General features: G+C 71.5%; 17 protein-coding genes. 5 read left to right on the top strand and 12 right to left on the bottom strand.

Features of this window, described 5'->3' with window-relative positions; all coding sequences use genetic code 11:
* The first annotated feature begins 241 nt into the window (after positions 1–241).
* The 3 genes from aceA to B2W79_RS01295 all read left to right on the top strand — a co-directional run bounded on the left by aceA (position 242) and on the right by B2W79_RS01295 (position 3,854).
* Positions 242–1,567, top strand: coding sequence for an isocitrate lyase (aceA, locus tag B2W79_RS01305; RefSeq protein WP_292786134.1), 1,326 nt, complete (start codon positions 242–244; stop codon positions 1,565–1,567).
* Between the two features lie 131 nt (positions 1,568–1,698).
* Positions 1,699–3,333, top strand: coding sequence for a malate synthase A (aceB, locus tag B2W79_RS01300; protein WP_292786132.1), 1,635 nt, complete (start codon positions 1,699–1,701; stop codon positions 3,331–3,333).
* 89 nt (positions 3,334–3,422) lie between these two features.
* Positions 3,423–3,854, top strand: a complete 432-nt coding sequence (locus B2W79_RS01295; protein WP_071328933.1) for a hypothetical protein — start codon at positions 3,423–3,425, stop codon at positions 3,852–3,854.
* Between the two features lie 16 nt (positions 3,855–3,870).
* Here B2W79_RS01295 and B2W79_RS01290 read toward each other — a convergent pair whose 3' ends face one another.
* Positions 3,871–4,389 (bottom strand): Lrp/AsnC family transcriptional regulator, encoded by a 519-nt coding sequence (locus B2W79_RS01290; RefSeq protein ID WP_292786129.1) that lies wholly within the window; start codon positions 4,387–4,389, stop codon positions 3,871–3,873.
* Between the two features lie 106 nt (positions 4,390–4,495).
* On the opposite strand from B2W79_RS01290, the gene ald reads away from it, so the two are divergent.
* Complete coding sequence (gene ald, locus B2W79_RS01285; RefSeq protein WP_071328935.1) at positions 4,496–5,590, top strand: alanine dehydrogenase; 1,095 nt, start codon at positions 4,496–4,498, stop codon at positions 5,588–5,590.
* 81 nt (positions 5,591–5,671) lie between these two features.
* Complete coding sequence (locus B2W79_RS01280) at positions 5,672–6,874, top strand: pyridoxal phosphate-dependent aminotransferase (protein ID WP_071328936.1); 1,203 nt, start codon at positions 5,672–5,674, stop codon at positions 6,872–6,874.
* Positions 6,875–6,956: 82 nt separating this feature from the next.
* On the opposite strand, the gene B2W79_RS01275 is transcribed toward B2W79_RS01280, so the two are convergent.
* The 11 genes from B2W79_RS01275 to B2W79_RS01225 all read right to left on the bottom strand — a co-directional run bounded on the left by B2W79_RS01275 (position 6,957) and on the right by B2W79_RS01225 (position 17,629).
* Positions 6,957–7,358 carry a VOC family protein gene (locus tag B2W79_RS01275; RefSeq protein ID WP_292786125.1) on the bottom strand — a complete coding sequence of 134 codons (402 nt, stop codon included), beginning with the start codon at positions 7,356–7,358 and terminating at the stop codon, positions 6,957–6,959.
* A 94-nt stretch (positions 7,359–7,452) separates the two neighbouring features.
* Positions 7,453–8,874 carry a GntP family transporter gene (locus tag B2W79_RS01270; protein WP_292786123.1) on the bottom strand — a complete coding sequence of 474 codons (1,422 nt, stop codon included), beginning with the start codon at positions 8,872–8,874 and terminating at the stop codon, positions 7,453–7,455.
* Positions 8,875–8,913: 39 nt separating this feature from the next.
* Complete coding sequence (locus B2W79_RS01265; protein WP_071328939.1) at positions 8,914–9,804, bottom strand: NAD(P)-dependent oxidoreductase; 891 nt, start codon at positions 9,802–9,804, stop codon at positions 8,914–8,916.
* Positions 9,801–11,228 carry a four-carbon acid sugar kinase family protein gene (locus B2W79_RS01260; protein ID WP_292786121.1) on the bottom strand — a complete coding sequence of 476 codons (1,428 nt, stop codon included), beginning with the start codon at positions 11,226–11,228 and terminating at the stop codon, positions 9,801–9,803. Before B2W79_RS01260 ends, B2W79_RS01265 begins: the two co-directional genes overlap by 4 nt.
* Before the next feature lie 132 nt (positions 11,229–11,360).
* Positions 11,361–12,071: a FadR/GntR family transcriptional regulator gene (locus tag B2W79_RS01255; protein WP_292786119.1), complete on the bottom strand. Its 711-nt coding sequence runs from the start codon at positions 12,069–12,071 to the stop codon at positions 11,361–11,363.
* The gene (locus tag B2W79_RS01250) at positions 12,068–13,198 is read right to left on the bottom strand and encodes a UDP-N-acetylmuramate dehydrogenase (RefSeq protein ID WP_071328941.1); all 1,131 of its coding nucleotides are present in this window, start codon (positions 13,196–13,198) and stop codon (positions 12,068–12,070) included. Before B2W79_RS01250 ends, B2W79_RS01255 begins: the two co-directional genes overlap by 4 nt.
* Positions 13,195–13,599 carry a MaoC/PaaZ C-terminal domain-containing protein gene (locus B2W79_RS01245; protein WP_060921254.1) on the bottom strand — a complete coding sequence of 135 codons (405 nt, stop codon included), beginning with the start codon at positions 13,597–13,599 and terminating at the stop codon, positions 13,195–13,197. The genes B2W79_RS01250 and B2W79_RS01245 overlap by 4 nt, the downstream gene beginning before the upstream one ends.
* Complete coding sequence (locus B2W79_RS01240; RefSeq protein WP_036292129.1) at positions 13,596–14,051, bottom strand: FAS1-like dehydratase domain-containing protein; 456 nt, start codon at positions 14,049–14,051, stop codon at positions 13,596–13,598. Before B2W79_RS01240 ends, B2W79_RS01245 begins: the two co-directional genes overlap by 4 nt.
* Positions 14,052–14,111: 60 nt before the next feature.
* A complete protein-coding gene (locus B2W79_RS01235) occupies positions 14,112–15,314 on the bottom strand; it encodes a glycerate kinase (RefSeq protein ID WP_292786114.1) in 1,203 nt (400 codons plus the stop codon).
* Between the two features lie 99 nt (positions 15,315–15,413).
* Positions 15,414–16,973 (bottom strand): SLC13 family permease, encoded by a 1,560-nt coding sequence (locus B2W79_RS01230; RefSeq protein WP_292786112.1) that lies wholly within the window; start codon positions 16,971–16,973, stop codon positions 15,414–15,416.
* Positions 16,970–17,629 carry a response regulator transcription factor gene (locus B2W79_RS01225; protein WP_062632846.1) on the bottom strand — a complete coding sequence of 220 codons (660 nt, stop codon included), beginning with the start codon at positions 17,627–17,629 and terminating at the stop codon, positions 16,970–16,972. Before B2W79_RS01225 ends, B2W79_RS01230 begins: the two co-directional genes overlap by 4 nt.

The raw sequence follows: 17,629 nt of genomic DNA, 5'->3' as shown, positions 1-17,629 counted from the left end.
TCGGCTCCTCTCAGCCCGCCGTCCGCGTCGGTGCCGGATCGGGAATGCTCCGCGCGAGGCTTTGCCGGGATCCTTCTTGATCCCACCAGCCTGGGCGAGCGGTGCGTGAGGGCTGAGTCTGTCACGAAAACAGAAATTCGCGCAAACTTCTCCTCGATTCAGCGTGGGAGAGCAGGGGAACTTCACACAGAGTGGAGGCACGCCATCGGCACCGACGCCGATTCCCATCCGAGGAGACACCATGACGAACACCGCAGCGACCCCCACCCCGCGCCCCGCCGGCCTGCGCGCCGGCGATCAGGTTCAGACGGCCGCGGAGCTCCAGGAGATCTGGGACACCGACCCCCGGTGGGACGGCGTCGAGCGCACCTACTCCGCGGAGGACGTCCTCCGCATCCGCGGTTCGGTCCGCGAAGAGGCCACCCTCGCCCACCGCGGGGCGGAGAACCTCTGGAACCTCCTGCACACGGAGGACTACATCCGGGCTCTCGGCGCCTACACCGGTGGCCAGGCCGTCCAGCAGGTGCGCGCGGGCCTCAAGGCCATCTACCTCTCCGGCTGGCAGGTCGCCGCCGACGGCAACCTCGCCGGTCAGACCTACCCCGACCAGTCGCTCTACCCCGCGAACTCGGTGCCGGCGGTCGTGCGCCGCATCAACAACGCCCTGCTTCGGCAGGACCAGCTCGAGCACGCCGAGGGCGAGGTCACCCAGGACTGGCTCGCGCCCATCGTCGCCGACGCCGAGGCTGGATTCGGCGGGCCGCTCAACGCCTACGAGCTCGCGCAGTCCCTCATCCAGTCCGGTGCCGCGGGCATCCACTGGGAGGACCAGCTCGCGAGCGAGAAGAAGTGCGGCCACCTCGGCGGCAAGGTGCTCGTGCCCACCCAGCAGCACATCCGCACGCTCAACGCGGCGCGCCTCGCGGCGGACGTCGCCGGCGTGCCGACCGTCATCATCGCCCGCACCGACGCCCTCGCCGCCGACCTACTCACGAGCGACGTCGACGAGCGGGACCGGGAGTTCACCACCGGCGAGCGCACCTCGGAGGGCTTCTACCGGATCCGCCCGGGCATCGAGTCGGTCATCAGCCGCGGCCTCGCGTTCGCCCCCTACGCCGACCTGCTCTGGGTCGAGACCGGGGAGCCGGACATCGCGCTGGCCCGGGAGTTCGCCGCGGCGATCCACGCACAGTTCCCCGGTAAGCTCCTGGCCTACAACTGCTCGCCGAGCTTCAACTGGAAGCGCCACCTGTCGGACGCCGAGATCGCGACGTTCCAGCAGGAGCTGGCAGACCTGGGCTACAAGTTCCAGTTCATCACCCTGGCCGGGTTCCACGCCCTGAACCACTCCATGTTCGACCTCGCCCGCGGTTACGCCGAGCGCGCCATGAGCGCCTACGTCGAGCTGCAGGAGGCCGAGTTCGCCGCCGAGGCCGACGGCTACACCGCCACCAAGCACCAGCGCGAGGCGGGCACCGGCTACTTCGACGTCATCTCCACCGCGCTCAACCCCGACAGCGCGACCTTGGCCCTCGCCGGCTCCACCGAGACCGCCCAGTTCCACTGATTCTCCCCCGTATTTCTCCCCCCACTTCCCCCGAGACCCCCGGTTCTCGTCGAGACCCCGCCCCGCACACGCCGGGAGCCCGGGGTCTCGACGACAACCCGGGGGCTCGGCATAAGGCAAAGGACACCATCATGACCACCGCACCGATTCAGACGACCCGGCAGGGGCCCGCGATCGAGATCACCGGCCCCATGCGCGACCGCTACGACGAGATCCTCACCCCGGAGGCGATCGCCTTCCTCACCGAGCTCCACCACCGGTTCGCCTCCCGCCGCCATGACCGGCTGGCCGACCGGATGCGTCGCCGCTTCGAGATCGGCAACGGGCACGACCCCCAGTTCCGCGAGGACACCGCGCACATCCGCCAGGACATCACCTGGCAGGTCGCCGGCGCCGGCCCCGGGCTCGAGGACCGGCGCGTCGAGATCACCGGCCCCACCGACCCGAAGATGACGATCAACGCCCTGAACTCCGGGGCTCGCGTCTGGCTCGCCGACCAGGAGGACGCCACGAGCCCGACCTGGAAGAACGTCATCGAGGGGCAGCTGTCCCTCCGCGACGCGATCCGCGGCGAGCTCTCCTTCACCTCCCCCGAGGGCAAGGAGTACCGCGTCACCGCCGAGCGCACCCCCACGATCGTGATGCGTCCGCGCGGGTGGCATCTGCCGGAGAAGCACCTCGCCTTCATCGACCGCTCCGGCCGCCGCACCTCGGCGTCCGGCTCCCTGGTCGACTTCGGCCTCTACTTCCTGCACAACGCGCAGGCGCTGATCGACGGCGGCCTCGGCCCGTACTTCTACATCGCGAAGCTCGAGTCGAGCGAAGAGGCGAAGCTGTGGGACGACGTGTTCTCGTTCAGCGAGGAGTACATCGGCATCCCGCACGGCACCATCCGCGCGACCGTGCTGATCGAGACGCTCCCGGCCGCGTTCGAGATGGACGAGATCCTGTACGAGCTGCGCGACCACTGCGCGGGCCTCAACGCCGGGCGCTGGGACTACATCTTCTCCATCATCAAGAACTACCGCGGCCGCGGCGCCCGCTTCGTGCTCCCCGACCGCAGCGAGGTCACGATGACGGTGCCGTTCATGCGGGCGTACACCGAGCTGCTCGTGCAGACGTGCCACAAGCGCGGCGCCTTCGCCATCGGCGGCATGAGCGCGTTCATCCCGAACCGCCGCGACCCTGAGGTGACAGCACGCGCGGTCGAGAAGGTGTCGGCCGACAAGAAGCGCGAGGCCGGAGACGGCTTCGACGGCACCTGGGTCGCCCACCCGGATCTGATCCCGACGGCGCAGGCCGAGTTCGACGCCGTGCTCGGAGACCGCCCGAACCAGATCGACCGCCAGCGCGACGACGTGCACGTGGAGGCGCGCGACCTGCTCGACCTGCACATCGGTCGGCCGATCACGGCGCAGGGCGTGCGGGACAACGTCTCGGTCGCCATCCGCTACCTGGAGGCCTGGCTGCGCGGGCTCGGCGCGGTGGCGATCGACAACCTTATGGAGGATGCCGCGACCGCGGAGATCAGCCGCTCGCAGGTGTGGCAGTGGATCCACCAGGACCGCACCACGCAGGACGGCACGCCCATCACGGTCGAGTACGTCGAAGGGCTGATCGGCGAGGTGCTGGACGAGGTCGAGCGACGCGAGGGCGACCGCTTCGACGACGCCGCCGAGATCTTCCGCGAGGTCGCCCTCCGCGAGGAGTTCCCGACCTTCCTCACCCTGAGCGCCTACAGCCGGTTCCTGGTCGACGAGGACTGACGACGCCGGGATGCCGCGGGCCTCCAGGCCCGCGGCATCCTCACGTCCCACCCGGCCCGCACGCTCCCCGCCGGGCGTAGCCTGGAGCCATGAGCGCCGTCTGGGACAGCATCGCCGAGGAGTTCCTGCACCTCTATCCGCGGGGGCGACGGCTGGTCGCGGTCGCCGGGGCGGACGCCGAGCGTTCGCGCACGGCCGCGGATGGCCTGGCCACCGCTCTCACCGCCGCCGGCCAGACCGTCGAGCGCGCACACACCGCCGACGGGGAGGAAGCCGCCCTGCGCACCGACGTCGTGGGGCCGTTCCGCGCCACCGACAGCGATGCCGTGCTCCTCGTGTCCGGACCGGGCGCGATCGTGTCGCCGAGCGCACGCGGGATGTGGAACTACGTCCTCTGGCAGCTCGCCGGAGACGAGGCCCCGCACACCGCCGCGAACGCCCTGGTCGACGTGACCGATCCGGCCCATCCCACCCGGCGTTTCGCCGACTACTGCGCCGTCCCCTCCTCGTTCGAGACCTGAGTCGCCGCGCGCCGACTCAGTGGAACGACGCGGCGACCGAGTTGCGGTGGTAGTCGAACACGATGCTCGTGCGGGTCGATGCCACGCTGCTCTGCGCGGACAGGTGCTCGAGCACGAACTCGCGCATCTCCGACGAGTCGGCGACCGCGATGTGCAGGAGGAAGTCGTCGTCTCCGCCGAGGAAGAACACCTGGATCACCTGCGGCAGCGCGCGTACGCGATCCGCGAACTCGACGATGCTCTCCCGCCGGGCGGCCGGGCGCAGGCTGACGCCGATGATCGCCTGGAGTCCGGCGCCGAGCTCGCGTTCGTCGACGCTCGCGTGGAAACCGGTGATGACCCCGCGCTCGATCAGCCCGCGCAGGCGTGCGTGCGCGGTCGACGGGGCGACTCCCAGTCGTCCGGCCAGCTCGGCGTTCGTCATCCTCCCGTCGGCGGTGAGGAGCTGCACGATCCGCGCGTCGGTGGGGTCGAGCGCGGGGGCCCGAACGCTGTTCGGCTCGGACGACGCGGCGGCGGTGCTCATACGAAGCATTATTCAGGATCGAAGCCTTCGCCGAAGAGTCTTCATCGAATCTGTCGATGTCTCGACGTTTCTGCGATCCTTGTCTGCACCCTGCGCCCCGACACCTGGAGGATCGATGAAGATCGGCGTCCCGACCGAAGTCAAGAACAACGAGAACCGCGTCGCCCTCACCCCGGCCGGCGCCGATCGGCTCGTGCGGGAAGGCCATCGGGTGCTCGTGCAGTCGGGTGCCGGCGTCGGGTCGAGCATCGATGACGACGCCTACCGCGCGGCCGGGGCGGAGATCGTCGCGACGGCCGCCGACGCGTGGGGCGAGGCTGATCTGCTCATCAAGGTCAAGGAGCCCGTGGCCGAGGAGTACGGCTTCCTCCGTCCCGACCTCACGCTGTTCACCTACCTCCACCTCGCGGCCGACCGCCCGCTGACCGAGGCGCTCGTCGCGGCCGGCACGACCGCCGTCGCCTACGAGACCGTGCAGCTGCCGGATCGCACGCTGCCCCTGCTCGTGCCGATGAGCGAGATCGCCGGCCGCCTCTCCGTCATCATGGGGTCCCACTCACTGCTGCGTTCGCAGGGCGGCCGCGGCATGCTGCTGGGCGGCATCGCCGGCACCCCGCGGGCGAAGACCGTCGTGATCGGCGGCGGCGTCGCGGGCGAGCACGCCGCCGCGAACGCCCTCGGACTCGGCTCGAAGGTCACCGTCGTCGACGTGGCGCTCCCCCGGCTGCGCGAGCTCGAGCACCGCTACGGCGGCGCGCTGGAGACCCGCGCCTCGAGCCGGTACGACATCGCCGAGGAGCTGACGACGGCGGACCTCGTGATCGGCTCGGTCCTCATCCCCGGCGCCGCGGCCCCCAAGCTGGTGACCGACGACATGGTCGCGGCCATGAAGCCGGGGTCCGTGCTCGTCGACATCGCGATCGACCAGGGCGGCTGCTTCGAGGGCTCCCGTCCCACGACCCACGACGACCCGACTTTCGCCGTGCACGACTCGATCTACTACTGCGTCGCGAACATGCCGGGGGCCGTGCCGACGACCGCGACGCGGGCCCTGACGAACGCCACGCTCCCCTACGTCTCGGCGATCGCGGCGAAGGGCTGGGAGCGGGCGGCGTCCGAGGACGCCGCCCTCGCGAAGGGCCTCAACGTGCAGGGGGGACGCATCACGCTGGACGCCGTCGCTCAGGCGCACGGCCTCACGACCGACTGACCTGTCGAACCCGAAAGAACCTCGGATCTTGGCGTCATCCCACACCTCACCCGCCGCATCGACCCGAGTACGCTCGTAACCGTGACCGAACGCGCTCCACTCTCCCGCAAGCTGTCCGCCATCGCCGAGTCCGCGACCCTGAAGGTCGACGCCAAGGCCAAGGCCCTCAAGGCCGAGGGCAAGCCCGTCATCTCGTATGCCGCGGGCGAGCCCGACTTCGCCACGCCGCAGTTCATCGTGGATGCGGCGGCCGAGGCACTGGCCGACCCCGCGAGCTACCGGTACACCCCCGCTCCCGGGCTCCCGGCGCTGCGTGAGGCGATCGCCGCCAAGACGCTCCGCGACTCCGGACTCGAGGTCTCCCCCGGGCAGATCATCGTCACCAACGGCGGGAAGCAGTCGGTGTATCAGGCGTTCCAGGCGGTCGTGAACCCCGGCGACGAGGTGCTGCTCCCGGCCCCGTACTGGACGACCTACCCGGAGGCGATCCGTCTCGCCGACGGCACCCCCGTCGAGGTCTTCGCCGGCGCCGACCAGGAGTACAAGGTGACCGTCGAGCAGCTCGAGGCGGCGCGCACCGACCGCACCACCGTGCTCGTGTTCGTGTCGCCGTCGAACCCCACCGGCTCCGTGTACACCGCCGAGGAGACGAAGGCCATCGGCGAGTGGGCGGTGGAGCACGGCATCTGGATCATCAGTGACGAGATCTACCAGAACCTCACCTACGAGGGCGTGAAGGCGACCTCGATCGTGGAGGCCGTGCCGGAGGCCGCGAACCAGACGATCCTCGTCAACGGCGTCGCCAAGACCTACGCGATGACCGGCTGGCGTGTGGGCTGGATGGTGGGTCCGGCCGACGCCATCAAGATCGCCGGCAACCTGCAGTCGCACCTCACGAGCAACGTGAACAACGTCGCGCAGAAGGCGGCGATCGCGGCTCTCAACGGCCCGCAGGACGAGGCCGAGAAGATGCGCGAGGCCTTCGACCGCCGCCGTCAGCTCATCGTGTCGGAGCTGTCGAAGATCGACGGGCTCGTGGTCCCGAACCCGCTCGGCGCGTTCTATGTCTACCCCGACGTGCAGGGTCTGCTCGGTCGCACGTGGGGCGGCGTCACCCCGACGACGTCGCTGGAGCTCGCCGACCTCATCCTCGACCAGGCCGAGGTCGCCGTCGTCCCCGGTGAGGCCTTCGGTCCGTCGGGCTACATCCGCATGTCGTACGCGCTCGGCGACGACCAGCTCCTCGAGGGCGTGCAGCGCCTCCAGCGTCTGTTCTCCTCCTGACCCGAGACCCCGCTTTAGCGCCGAGACCCCCTCGTACCTGCGCAGGTACGAGGGGGTCTCGGCGCGAAGCCGGGGTCTCGGGTCAGTCCTCGGGATGGAAGCCGATCAGCCAGCGGATGCCGTAGCGGTCGACGAGGGTGCCGTCGACATCTCCCCACGGGCGCTGCTGCAGCGGATCGATCACCCGGCCAGCGGCGGAAAGCTCGTCGTACCAGCGGGTGAGCGTCCCTGGATCGGCGGTGCCGAGGAGCGAGAGGAACATCCCGCTCATCTGCACCGCGTCGTCATCGGCGCCCGCGTCGGCCCCGGCGAGTTCGACTGGCCCGCCGAGCTGGCCGTGCGCGACCGCGTCACCCGGACCGTCGTGACGACCGGCGCTCGCGTAGTCCATCACCTGGAGCTCCCCTCCGAAGACGTCGCGGTAGTGGCCGAGCGCTTCTGCGGCGTTGCCGGGGAACAGCAGGTACGGGATCAGTCCGCTCATCCCGCGAGCGTAGTCGGCGGCGGCTCCGGCGGCCACCCGACGGGAACGACGAACGGCCGCCGCCCGGAGGCGACGGCCGTTCGTGCGAGCGCGGTCAGGAGACGGGGATCGCCGCGTAGAGGATCCAGGTCAGCGCGAACCCGGCCACGCCGAGCACCGTCGTGAGCGGCGTCCAGGTGCGCAGGCCGTCCTTCACCGACAGACCGAGGTACCGCGTGACCACCCAGAAGCCCGAGTCGTTCACGTGGCTGAGACCGAGGCCTCCGTAGCCGATCGCGACCGCGAGCAGCGCGGTGTGCACGGTATCGAGTTCCATCGCGGAGACCGACGGCAGCAGGAGCCCTGCGGTCGTGGCGATCGCGACGGTGGCAGACCCCTGGGCGGCACGCATGATGAGCGAGATGAGGAAGGCCGCGAGCAGCAGAGGCATCCCGCTGGACGCGAGCACCTCGGCGACCGCTCCACCGATCCCGGTCTCGGTCAGGACCCGGCCGAAGGCACCACCGGCACCGGTGACGAGGATGATGACCGCGGCGGCCGGCAGCGCCGACTCCATGACCTCGCCGAGGTGCGCGGCCGACCAGCCGCGGCGCACGCCGAGCAGGTACATCGCGGCGGCGATCGCGACCATGAGGGCGAAGATCGGCTGACCGACCATGCTGAGCAACCCGTTCCAGAACGTGCCCGCCTCGAACAGCGGCGCGACCGCGGTACCGAGCATGATGAGCACGAGCGGCAGGAGGATGAGCCCGAGGACCGTGCCGGCACCCGGCGCCTTCTCGCCCTCGCCGAGCCCGCCGGTGAGCGTCGACTTCTCCGTGCCGAAGTTGTCGTACATCTCCTTGGTGGCCGCGAGCATCGCGAACTCGCGGGTGTTGATCCACTTCGCCACGAGGTAGGACAGCACGCCGAGGGGCACGGAGATCGCGAGGGAGAAGATCGTGACCCAGCCGATGTCGGCGCCGAGGATCGCGGAACCGCCGACGATGCCCGGGTGCGGGGGTACCGCGACGTGCACCGCGAGCATGATGCCCGCGACCGGCAGGCCGAACTTGATCGGGTTGAGACCGGCCACCTTCGAGAAGGCGAACACGATGGGGATGAGGATGATGAAGCCGGCGTCGAAGAACACCGGGATCGCCAGGATGCCGGCGGCGATGACGAGCGCGATGCCGACGCGCTTCGGGCCCAGCCAGCTGGTGAAGCGGCCTGCGAGCGACTCGGCGCCGCCGGACAGCTCGATGATCTTGCCGAGCATCGAGCCGAGGGCGACGAGCACCGCCACCGAGCCCAGCGTGCCGCCGACACCGGCGATGATCGCCTGGATGACGCCGAGCTGCTCGGGGGTATCGCCGTCGGCGGGGATCGTGGTCAGCGGCAGGCCTGCCGCGATGCCGACGATGATCGACACGAGGATGAGGGCGTAGAACGCCTGCATCTTGAACCGGATGATGAGCAGGAGCAGCAGGCCGAGGCCTGCCAGGCCGATCAGGATGAGGATCGGAAGAGGAAGCATCTCTGGATCTCTTCTTTCAGTGAGGGCGCGACGTCGCGCTCAGGACAGTCGTTCGGGTGCGACGACGCGGATGACGGCGGAGTCGTCCAGGGCGCCGAGGCCCTGCGCTTCGCCGAGGAGGAACAGCTGCTCGGCTGCGGCGGCGACCGGCGTGGACAGGTGCGCCCGGCGGGCGGCGTCGCCGACGATGCCGAGGTCCTTGACGAAGATGTCGAGGCGGCTGAGCACCTCGGCGCCGTCCTCGTCGTAGGCCTGCAGGGCGCGCGGACCGCGGTTGCCGAGCATGAAGGAGTTCGCGGCACCGGCCGTCAGCGCGTCCAGCGTGCGCGCGCGGTCCAGCCCGAGGGCGTCGGCGAGCGCGAGTGCCTCCGCGGCCGCGGCGATGTGCACGCCGCAGAGGAGCTGGTTGACGGTCTTCAGGGCCTGCCCGTCGCCGGGCTTGTCGCCGACGATGGACAGCGTGGAGGCGAGCTGGTCGAGCACGGGCTGCGCGGTCTCCAGAGCGCTCGGGGTGGCGCCGACGACGATGAGGAGGTCACCCTCCCCCGCACGGACCGGGCCACCGGAGAGCGGGGCGTCGACGAGCTGCGCACCGTGCGCGGCGAGCTGGGTGGCGATGGCGTCGATGCCGTCCGTGCCCACCGTGCTGGTGAGGATCACGACCGCGCCGTCGGCGAGGTGCGGGGCGAGCCCGTCCTCGCCGAAGAGCAGCGCCTCGAGCTGCTGGCCGGTCCGGACGGCGACGAGCACCGCGTCGGCACCGTCCACGGCGTCGGCTGCGGACGCCGCCGGCGTGACACCCGCCTCTGCGGCGAGGGCGACGCGTTCGGCGGCGATGTCGAAGCCGCGCACCGCGAAGCGCTCGGCGAGGCGGGTGGCCATCGGCAGCCCCATGGCGCCGAGTCCGATGACAGCGACGGTGGATGTCATGAGTGTCCTTCCGGGTTGTTTCCATCGTCGCCTGCGAGCGTGGCGACGACCGTGACGAGGGAGTCCGCGTCGCCGACGTTGCCGGCGAACACGACGTACGGGATGCCGACCGCGGGACCGGTCTCCGGCTGCCACAGCGAGACGAGGCCGGGCAGCATGGGGCCGAGCACGGTGGCCCGGCGGATCTCGAGGGCCTCGCTCGCGACGTCGCTGGAGGTGATGCCGCCCTTCGCGATGACGAAGCGGGGCGGGGCGATGGCGAGCACCCGACGCACGAGCTCGACCACGCCGCTGGAGATGCGGCGGGCGATCGCGAGGCTCTCGTCGCCGTCGGAGCCGGTGACGAGTTCGCGGGTGGTGTGCACGATCACGGTTCCCGTGGCAAGCGCCTCGGCGACGGCGTGGGCCTGCGTCTCGAGATGGGTCTCGCGCTCAGAGCCGATGAGGGCGCGCACGTCGAGCTCGATCGTGCGGGTGTTCGGCCGTGCCGCCGTGAGTGCTTCGAGCTGAGCGGTGGTGAGCGGCACGTGGCTGCCGACGACCACGAGACCGCCGCGGTCATGCGCGAAGGGGATGTCCTCCGCGCGCACCGGCTCGGCGATCTCCTGTCCGATGTGCGCGCGCACATAGGGCGGGCCGACTCGGAGGAGCACGTCGCGGTCCCGCAGGCGGTGCAGCGCGAGCGCGACGACGCGCATGTCCGATTCCTCGACCACGTCGACCGCGACGACCGTGCCGTCGGGCAGCGCCTCGAGGAAGCCGGCAACGGCGTCCACCCCGGCGCGGATAGTGCGGATGTCGAGACCCGCGACCGCCGGTGCCGGGATGCGTCCGCCCGTCTTCTCGGCGACCCACGCGCGAAGATCGGATGAGGCGTAGCCGAAGGTCGCGTCCGCCGCGAAGGGCGTCTCGCCGACCGGGGTGGCCTCGCCGTCGGTGACCCAGTAGTGCACGGAGTCGACCGTGATCCGGCCGGCGTCGGGGAACGCGGGCACGAGCAGGGTCAGCGCGGGGGCGTGGCCGGTGCGGGATCCGATCTCCGCGGCGAGGACGTCGGTCTCGAGCGGGAAGTGGCCGCGCAGCGTCGAGTCGCCCCGGGAGACGAACGTGACGCGCCGCCCCTGGGCCTCGGCGGCGGCGAGGGCCACGTCGACGATCTCGCGGTTGCGGGCGGCGGCGGCGTCCTCGTCGAGGGACCGGGTGTTCGTGAGCACATACACGGCGGCGGCGCCTGTCGCGAGAGCCTCGTCCAGATCGGCGCGCTCCCATCGGGTGAGGACCGGGAGGTTCGCGACCGACTGCGTGCCGGTCGGGTCGTCGTCGAGGACGAGGAGCACGTCGGCGGGGTCGACCTCGGTGCGGACATCGGCCGCGGTGACGGCGACGGGTGCGGGCAGGGGGGCCAGCAGGTCGTCGATGTGCACACGAACTCCTTCGTTCCGGAGAGGGTCCGTGGTGGGGGCCGCGGACCGGGGATCTGCATCGTTATCCGATATCAGATAACGACGAGCGTACCCCACGATCACCACGGCTCCAAACCGATGGCAGCCGTGCGGTCAGCGACCGTGGACGTAGTGCAGCAGGTCGTCGCGGGTCTGGCGCATGTGGCTGCGCATCGCCTGGCGGGCGGCCGCACCGGACCCGGTCCGCATCGCCTCCAGCACCGCCGCGTGCTCGGCCAGCGCGTGCTCACGGATGTCCGGGATGGCGCTGGTCTCGCTGCGGGTCGCCTGCAGCATCGTCGTCAGGGGGCGCATCGAGGCGACGAGGATGCGGTTCTCCGCCGCGCGGATGATCACGTCGTGGAAGGCGAGGTCCGCGGCCACGAAGGCGTCCACGTCGGCCCGCTCGTGCGCCGCCTGCATCTCCGCGAGGAGCGCGGCCATCTCGGCGAGGTGCTCCTCCGTGCGCCGCCCCGCCGCGAACTCGGCCGCCCCGGTCTCGAACATCATGCGCATCTCGAGCATCTCCAGCGAGGAGCGCTCCCGAGCACCCGCGCTCTGGGCGTGCCGCACGACCGCGTCGAGGCCCGTCCACTCGTCGGTCGGCGCGATGCGGTGTCGCGTGCCCGGCACCGCGACGATCACGCCCTGCGCCTGCAGGAGGCGGACGCCCTCGCGCATCGTGAGGCGGGAGACCCCGAACTGCTCCGCCAGCTCCCCCTCGGGAGGCAGCGGCTGTCCGGCCTCGAGCCGACCCGCGATGATCGCATCGAGCAGTCCGTCCACGACGGCCTGCGTCCGCGACACCCGCTCGAGCTTCGTCACAGGTCGACGCCCACCAGCACGGGCTCCGGCTGCAGCACCAGACCGAATTCGGCGTGCACGCGGTTCTGGATGAAGCGGGCGAGCTCGGCGACCTCGGCCGCCGTGGCGCCGCCCCGGTTGGTGAGCGCCAGGGCGTGCTTGGTCGAGACGGACGCCCGCGAGCGGGGCAGCGTGAACCCCTTGCGGATGCCGGCCTGCTCGATGAGCCAGGCGGCGCTCACCTTCACGTCCGGGGCCTCGGTCTTCGTCGGCGGCACGTGTCCGTCGTAGGAGGCGAGGGGGATGACGGTCACGGCATCGAGGTCAGGGGCGACCGGCCAACGCGGGCACTCCGGCGGGAGGGACCGGGCCTGGGCGGCCGTGACGATCGCGTTCTGGAAGAAGGAGCCGACCCCGTGCGTATCCGGGTCGTCGGCGTCGAGCAGCATGCCCTTCGATGCGCGCGTGGCGAGGATGCGCTCTCGGACCCATGTCAGGGGCACCGGGGTGTCGTCGGTCAGACCGAGAGCGCGGCGCAGCTGCTCCCCACGGACCACGCGTTCGCGGGCGACGAGGAGATCGACCGTGAGAGACAGGATCACGGCCCGGCGCTGCGGCGCGCTCCCGTGATGGTGCTTGAGCACCGAGGTGCGGAATCCGAGCCCGAGCTCGGTCGCCGGAACAGTGGAGATCTCGCCGGAGTCCTCGTCGATCAGCTCGACCTCGACCAGGGTCTCCTGGATCTCCTGTCCGTAGGCGCCGATGTTCTGCACGGGCGCTGCGCCGACCGTGCCGGGGATGCCGCTCATGGCTTCGAGCCCGGCGTAGCCCCGCTCGACCGCGTAGGAGACCAGGTCGTCCCAGCCGTGTCCGGCCTGCGCGCGCAGGCGGAGGCGGCCGGCGTGCGGCGACGGGAGCTCCTCGATGCCGCTCGTCCGGATGCGGATGACGGTGCCCTCGAACGGCTCGTCGCCCACGAAGAGGTTCGACCCCCCTCCGAGCACCAGCCAGGGGTCGCCCTCCGCCCAGGTCTCCCGGAGGACGGCGACGAGCTCCGCCGTCGTCGTCGCCTCGCGCATGCGCGCGGGGGCGGCGCCGGTGCGGAGCGTGGTGAGCTCGGACAGCCGGATCGGCTCGACGTCGCTCATCGGACGGCGACGCGCAGCTGCGCCTTGACGAGCACGGTGGTGTCGCCGGTCGTGACCTTGAGGTCGATGCGCGCGGACTCGTCGTCCACCGCGCCGACCGTCGCGACGACGTGCACGTCGGCGCCGGTCTCGGGGTCGACCACCACGGGCTTGGTGAAGCGCACGCCGTAGTCGAGGATCCGGGTCTGCGGGTCGAGCGCCGCCACGACCACCGAGGAGGCGATGCCCATGGTCAGCATGCCGTGCGCGAGCACGCCGGGAAGGCCCACCGCGGCGGCGACGTCGTCGCGGTAGTGGATCGGGTTGAAGTCTCCGGAGGCACCGGCATAGCGGACGAGCGACTCTCTCGTCAGGTGCACGGTGCGCTCGGCCAGCACGTCTCCCACGGTGAACGCGCTCATGCGGTCTCCTCCTCGGCACCGACGAGCAGGACGCTGGTGGCGGTGACGACATGCGCGCCCCCGTCGTCGGTGATCTCGGCCTCGCTCGTGATCATGGCGTTGCCGCCCATCATGCGGATGCCGGTGACGCGCAGCTGCGCCGTCAGCTCGTCTCCCGCGACGATCGGCCTGGTGTAGCGGAACCGCTGCTCGGCGTGGATGGTGCGCGCCAGGACGATGCCGGAATCCGGCTCGGCCAGCAGCTGCTGCAGCGTGAGGTCCTGCAGGACCATCGCGAAGGTCGGCGGCGCGACGACGTCGGCGAAGCCCGCCGCACGGGCGGCCTCGACGTCGGTGTGCTGGGGGGCGTCGGCGAAGACGGCGCGCGCGAACTCGCGCACCTTCTCCCGCCCGACGAGGTAGGGGGCGGTCGGCGGGAACTCCCGGCCGACGAGTTCTTGGTTCACTGCCACCCGTCGATCCTACCGAGGGCGACGGACGGCCCGCCGCGCGGCGGGCCGTCCGAAAAGCCCTCAGGCGGCTCTGGCCGACATCGCCGAGCCGAGCAGGACGAGACGCATGGTGCGCTCGGCAGCATCACGGAGCAGCTCCTCCCCGTGCTCCACCGCCTCCTCCAGCGGCATCGGCACGGTGAGGATGGAGGCGATCGCGTCGATGCCGATGTCGTGCACGGCCGGGGCGCCGCGTCCGAGCGAACCCGCCAGACCGAGCACCGGCGCCCCGGCGACGCGGGCGCGCATCGCGATCTCCGCCGGGACCTTGCCACGCGGCGTCTGGAAGTCGATCGCGCCCTCCGCCGTGATCACGAGGTCCGCCTCCCCCATCAGCGCGTCGAGGTCGTGCGGCATCAGCCCGCCGTCGAGGAGCACCTCGAAGCGGGGTGCGAGCCGGGCGCCGAAAGCGGCGGCGAGCCCCGCACCGAGCCCTCCGGAGGCGCCGGTCCCCCCACCGGTACGCACGTCCATCCCGCCTCCGAAGGGGCTCTGCTCCTCCAGCAGCGTGGCCCAGGCGTCGAGCGCGTCCGAGAGCCGCTCGACCTCCGCCGGCGACGCCCCCTTCTGCGGGCCGAACACCCTGGCCACCCCGCGAGGACCGCAGAGCACGTTGTGGATGTTGCAGGCGAGGACCATCTCGACTTCGGCGAGCCGCGGGTGCACGCCCGAGAAATCGAGGGACGCGGCCTCCGCCAGATGTCCGCCGCCCGCTGGGACGACACGGCCCGCCCGGTCGAGGATGCGCACGCCCAGCGCCGTCAAGGCACCCGCTCCCCCATCACTCGTCCCCGAGTCGCCGCAGCCGACCACGATGCGCTCGGCGCCGTCGTCGAGGGCCGCGGCGATGAGCTGTCCGACCCCGGAGGTCGTGGTGGCCGCCGGATCGCGACGGTCGCGCGGCACGAGTCGGAGCCCGGCCGCGGCCGCCATCTCCACCACCGCGGTCCCGCGCGCCGCCCCTCCGAGGCGCGCCCAGTGCGCCACCACCGGTTCCCCGACCGGTCCGGTCACGGTCGCGGGCACGAGCGCGCCCCCGGTGCTCGCGGCGAGCGCGGCCGCCGTCCCCTCGCCGCCGTCGGGTACGGGGAACTCGTCGACGCGCACGCCGGGGATGACGCGGCGCACGCCGGCCGCGATGGCTCGGGCCACGGCGTCGGCGCCGAGGCTCTCCTTGAAGCCGCTCGGGGCGACGAGGATGCGCTGGGGAGCGTGGATGGACATGAGGACCTCCTTCTGCGCCCGGGGGCGCGAGACAGCCCGGGTGCGGGCACGACGGACACCGGTACGCCGGCGGCGCACGCGGAACAGCGGTGACGGTGGTCAGCGCAGCAGCGGCAGACCCTGGAGCGGCCAGATCCAGAGGGCGAAGACAGCCACGAGGACGAACATGGCCGGCGCGAGCACCACGGACAGCCGGCGCAGGTCGGAGGCATCGAAGCCGCCGGAGACGACCTCGGGATCGGCGAACATCGCGACCGGTTTGGCGGAGCTCGGCAGGGTGTGGCAGAACCCGGCCGCCGCCGTCGATGCGAAGGCGGCGGCCATGGGCTCCACGCCGAGTCCCGGTGCGAGGGCGATCACCGCGGGGATGATCGCGGCCGAGCGCGCGGAACGGGAGGGGATGAGCAGGTGCGCGAGCGTGGACAGGGCGATCACGGCGAGGAGGAAACCGACGGCACCCGCCGCTCCGAGCCCGCGTAGAGGCTCGAGGGCGGTCGTGCTGAGCCAGGCGGCCGCCCCCGAGTCGGTGAGCGCCGTGGCGAGCGCGAGTGTAGCGGCCAGGAACAGCAGCAGCGACCAGGGCACGCGCGCGACCGCGGCCGGGAGGGTGGTGCAGCCGATGCCCGGGGTGACGGCCGCGACGGCACCGAACAGCGCGACGAGCGCCGGGGGGATCCCGTGCAGAGGCTCACTGCTCCACAGCACGATCGCCGCGCCGACGAGGAGGGCCGCGCGGCGCTCCAGCGCGGTGAGGGGACCGGTCACCTGCCGGCCGGCGGCCTTCTCGATGTCGTCCGTGGTCACCCGCACCGGTGCGGCGCGGTCGTCGCGGTCGACGAAGCGCCAGAGGATGAGCTCCGCAGCCAGATGAGACGAGACCACCGCCAGCGGCAGTCCGAGCCACAGCCACGAGAGGAAGGAGAAGCCGGACTCTCCCGCCGCCCGCAGGAGCTGATCGGTGATGATGTGCGCTCCGGCGCCGAGCAGCGAGGCGACGGCCGAGAGGAGCACCACCGTCGGCATGAGCAGCGCGAGGGCCCGGATGACGCGCCCTCGCCCGTCGAGCGCCGTCGACAGGGCTCCGAAGACCGGGACCGCGAGCGCCGCCCTCCCTGACGTCGCGGGCACCGCGAAGGCCGAGAGGGTGAGCGCGACGGTCGTGAGGTGGAACAGGCTGCGGGGGCCACGAGCGAAACGGACGAGGTGCGCGGCCGCGCGCAGCGGGAGCCCGGAGGTCGAGACGGCTGCCGCCATCACGAACGCGCCGATCAGCAGCCAGATCGTCTCGTCTCCGAGGGATGCGAAGAACTCGTCGACCGGGAGGACGCCGGCGACGATGAGCGCGATCGCCGCGAGGAACGCCACCAGGGTGTCATCGAGACGCGTCGCGCTCCACGCCCAGACCGCGAGGAGGAACACCGTCAGCGTGACGGCGATCGGCACCGTGATCCCGCGCACGCTCGCGCCCGGGCCCAGTGCGCCGATGACCATCGCCGCACCCATCGCCACGACGAGCACGAGACCGATGAGGCGCAGGGCGCGTCGCGGCTTCACCGCATCCGGACGGTGGATGATCGGGAGGGGGTCGGTGCGTCGCGGAGGAACGGTCGCGAAGCGGGTGCGTGCCGCCGAGGCGGGAAGAGCGACGGGATCGTTCATCGGAACCGGTACCCCGCACCCCGCACCGTCTCGATGCGGTCGGTCCCGATCTTGCCGCGGAGCGCGCGCACATAGACGTCGACGACGTTGGACGCGGGATCGAAGTCCATCCCCCAGACGTGGCCGATGAGCTGGTCGCGGGAGAGCACCTGACCGGCGTTCTGCAGGAAGACCTCCAGCAGCGCGAACTCGCGGGACGTCAGCTCGCGCACCTCGCCGGCGACGGTCACCGTCCGCGACCGCACGTCCACGCTGACGTCGCCATGCGTGAGCGCGGCCCCGCCGCTGCGGCCCTCCCCGTCGCCGATCCGCAGCCGCACGCGGGCGAGCAGCTCGGCGAACTGGAACGGCTTGGTCATGTAGTCGTTCGCGCCCCCTTCGAGACCTCGCACGGTATCGATCACGGAGTCCCGTGCCGTGAGGATGACGACCGGCGTGGAGACCCCCTCGCCGCGGAGGTGGGCGAGGACGTCGAAGCCGTCGATGCCGCCGAGGCCGATGTCGAGGACGACGAGGTCGAACAGCCCGCTGCGGGCCATGAGCAGTGCGGTGTGGCCGTCGGTCGCGTCGGCGGTGTCGTAGCCCGCGGCGCGGAGTCCGCGACGGACGAAGGAGGTGATGTGCGGATCGTCCTCCGCGATGAGGATGCGGCGCAT

Origin of the sequence: Microbacterium sp. UBA7513 (assembly GCF_002478345.1) — a bacterium.
Taxonomy (GTDB): domain Bacteria; phylum Actinomycetota; class Actinomycetes; order Actinomycetales; family Microbacteriaceae; genus Microbacterium.
The sequence above is the reverse complement of the archived record's forward strand: the minus strand, read 5'-3'. Positions and strand labels throughout refer to the sequence as shown.

Coding starts and splice junctions, on each gene's coding strand:
- aceA (WP_292786134.1), top strand. CDS start 242: ATGACGAACACCGCAGCGACCCCCACCCCGCGCCCCGCCGGCCTGCGC.
- B2W79_RS01270 (WP_292786123.1), bottom strand. CDS start 8,874: ATGCTTCCTCTTCCGATCCTCATCCTGATCGGCCTGGCAGGCCTCGGC.
- B2W79_RS01250 (WP_071328941.1), bottom strand. CDS start 13,198: ATGAGCGACGTCGAGCCGATCCGGCTGTCCGAGCTCACCACGCTCCGC.
- B2W79_RS01290 (WP_292786129.1), bottom strand. CDS start 4,389: ATGCTTCGTATGAGCACCGCCGCCGCGTCGTCCGAGCCGAACAGCGTT.
- B2W79_RS01245 (WP_060921254.1), bottom strand. CDS start 13,599: ATGAGCGCGTTCACCGTGGGAGACGTGCTGGCCGAGCGCACCGTGCAC.
- B2W79_RS01225 (WP_062632846.1), bottom strand. CDS start 17,629: ATGCGCCGCATCCTCATCGCGGAGGACGATCCGCACATCACCTCCTTC.
- B2W79_RS01275 (WP_292786125.1), bottom strand. CDS start 7,358: ATGAGCGGACTGATCCCGTACCTGCTGTTCCCCGGCAACGCCGCAGAA.
- B2W79_RS01235 (WP_292786114.1), bottom strand. CDS start 15,314: ATGTCCATCCACGCTCCCCAGCGCATCCTCGTCGCCCCGAGCGGCTTC.
- B2W79_RS01265 (WP_071328939.1), bottom strand. CDS start 9,804: ATGACATCCACCGTCGCTGTCATCGGACTCGGCGCCATGGGGCTGCCG.
- B2W79_RS01295 (WP_071328933.1), top strand. CDS start 3,423: ATGAGCGCCGTCTGGGACAGCATCGCCGAGGAGTTCCTGCACCTCTAT.
- ald (WP_071328935.1), top strand. CDS start 4,496: ATGAAGATCGGCGTCCCGACCGAAGTCAAGAACAACGAGAACCGCGTC.
- B2W79_RS01230 (WP_292786112.1), bottom strand. CDS start 16,973: ATGAACGATCCCGTCGCTCTTCCCGCCTCGGCGGCACGCACCCGCTTC.
- aceB (WP_292786132.1), top strand. CDS start 1,699: ATGACCACCGCACCGATTCAGACGACCCGGCAGGGGCCCGCGATCGAG.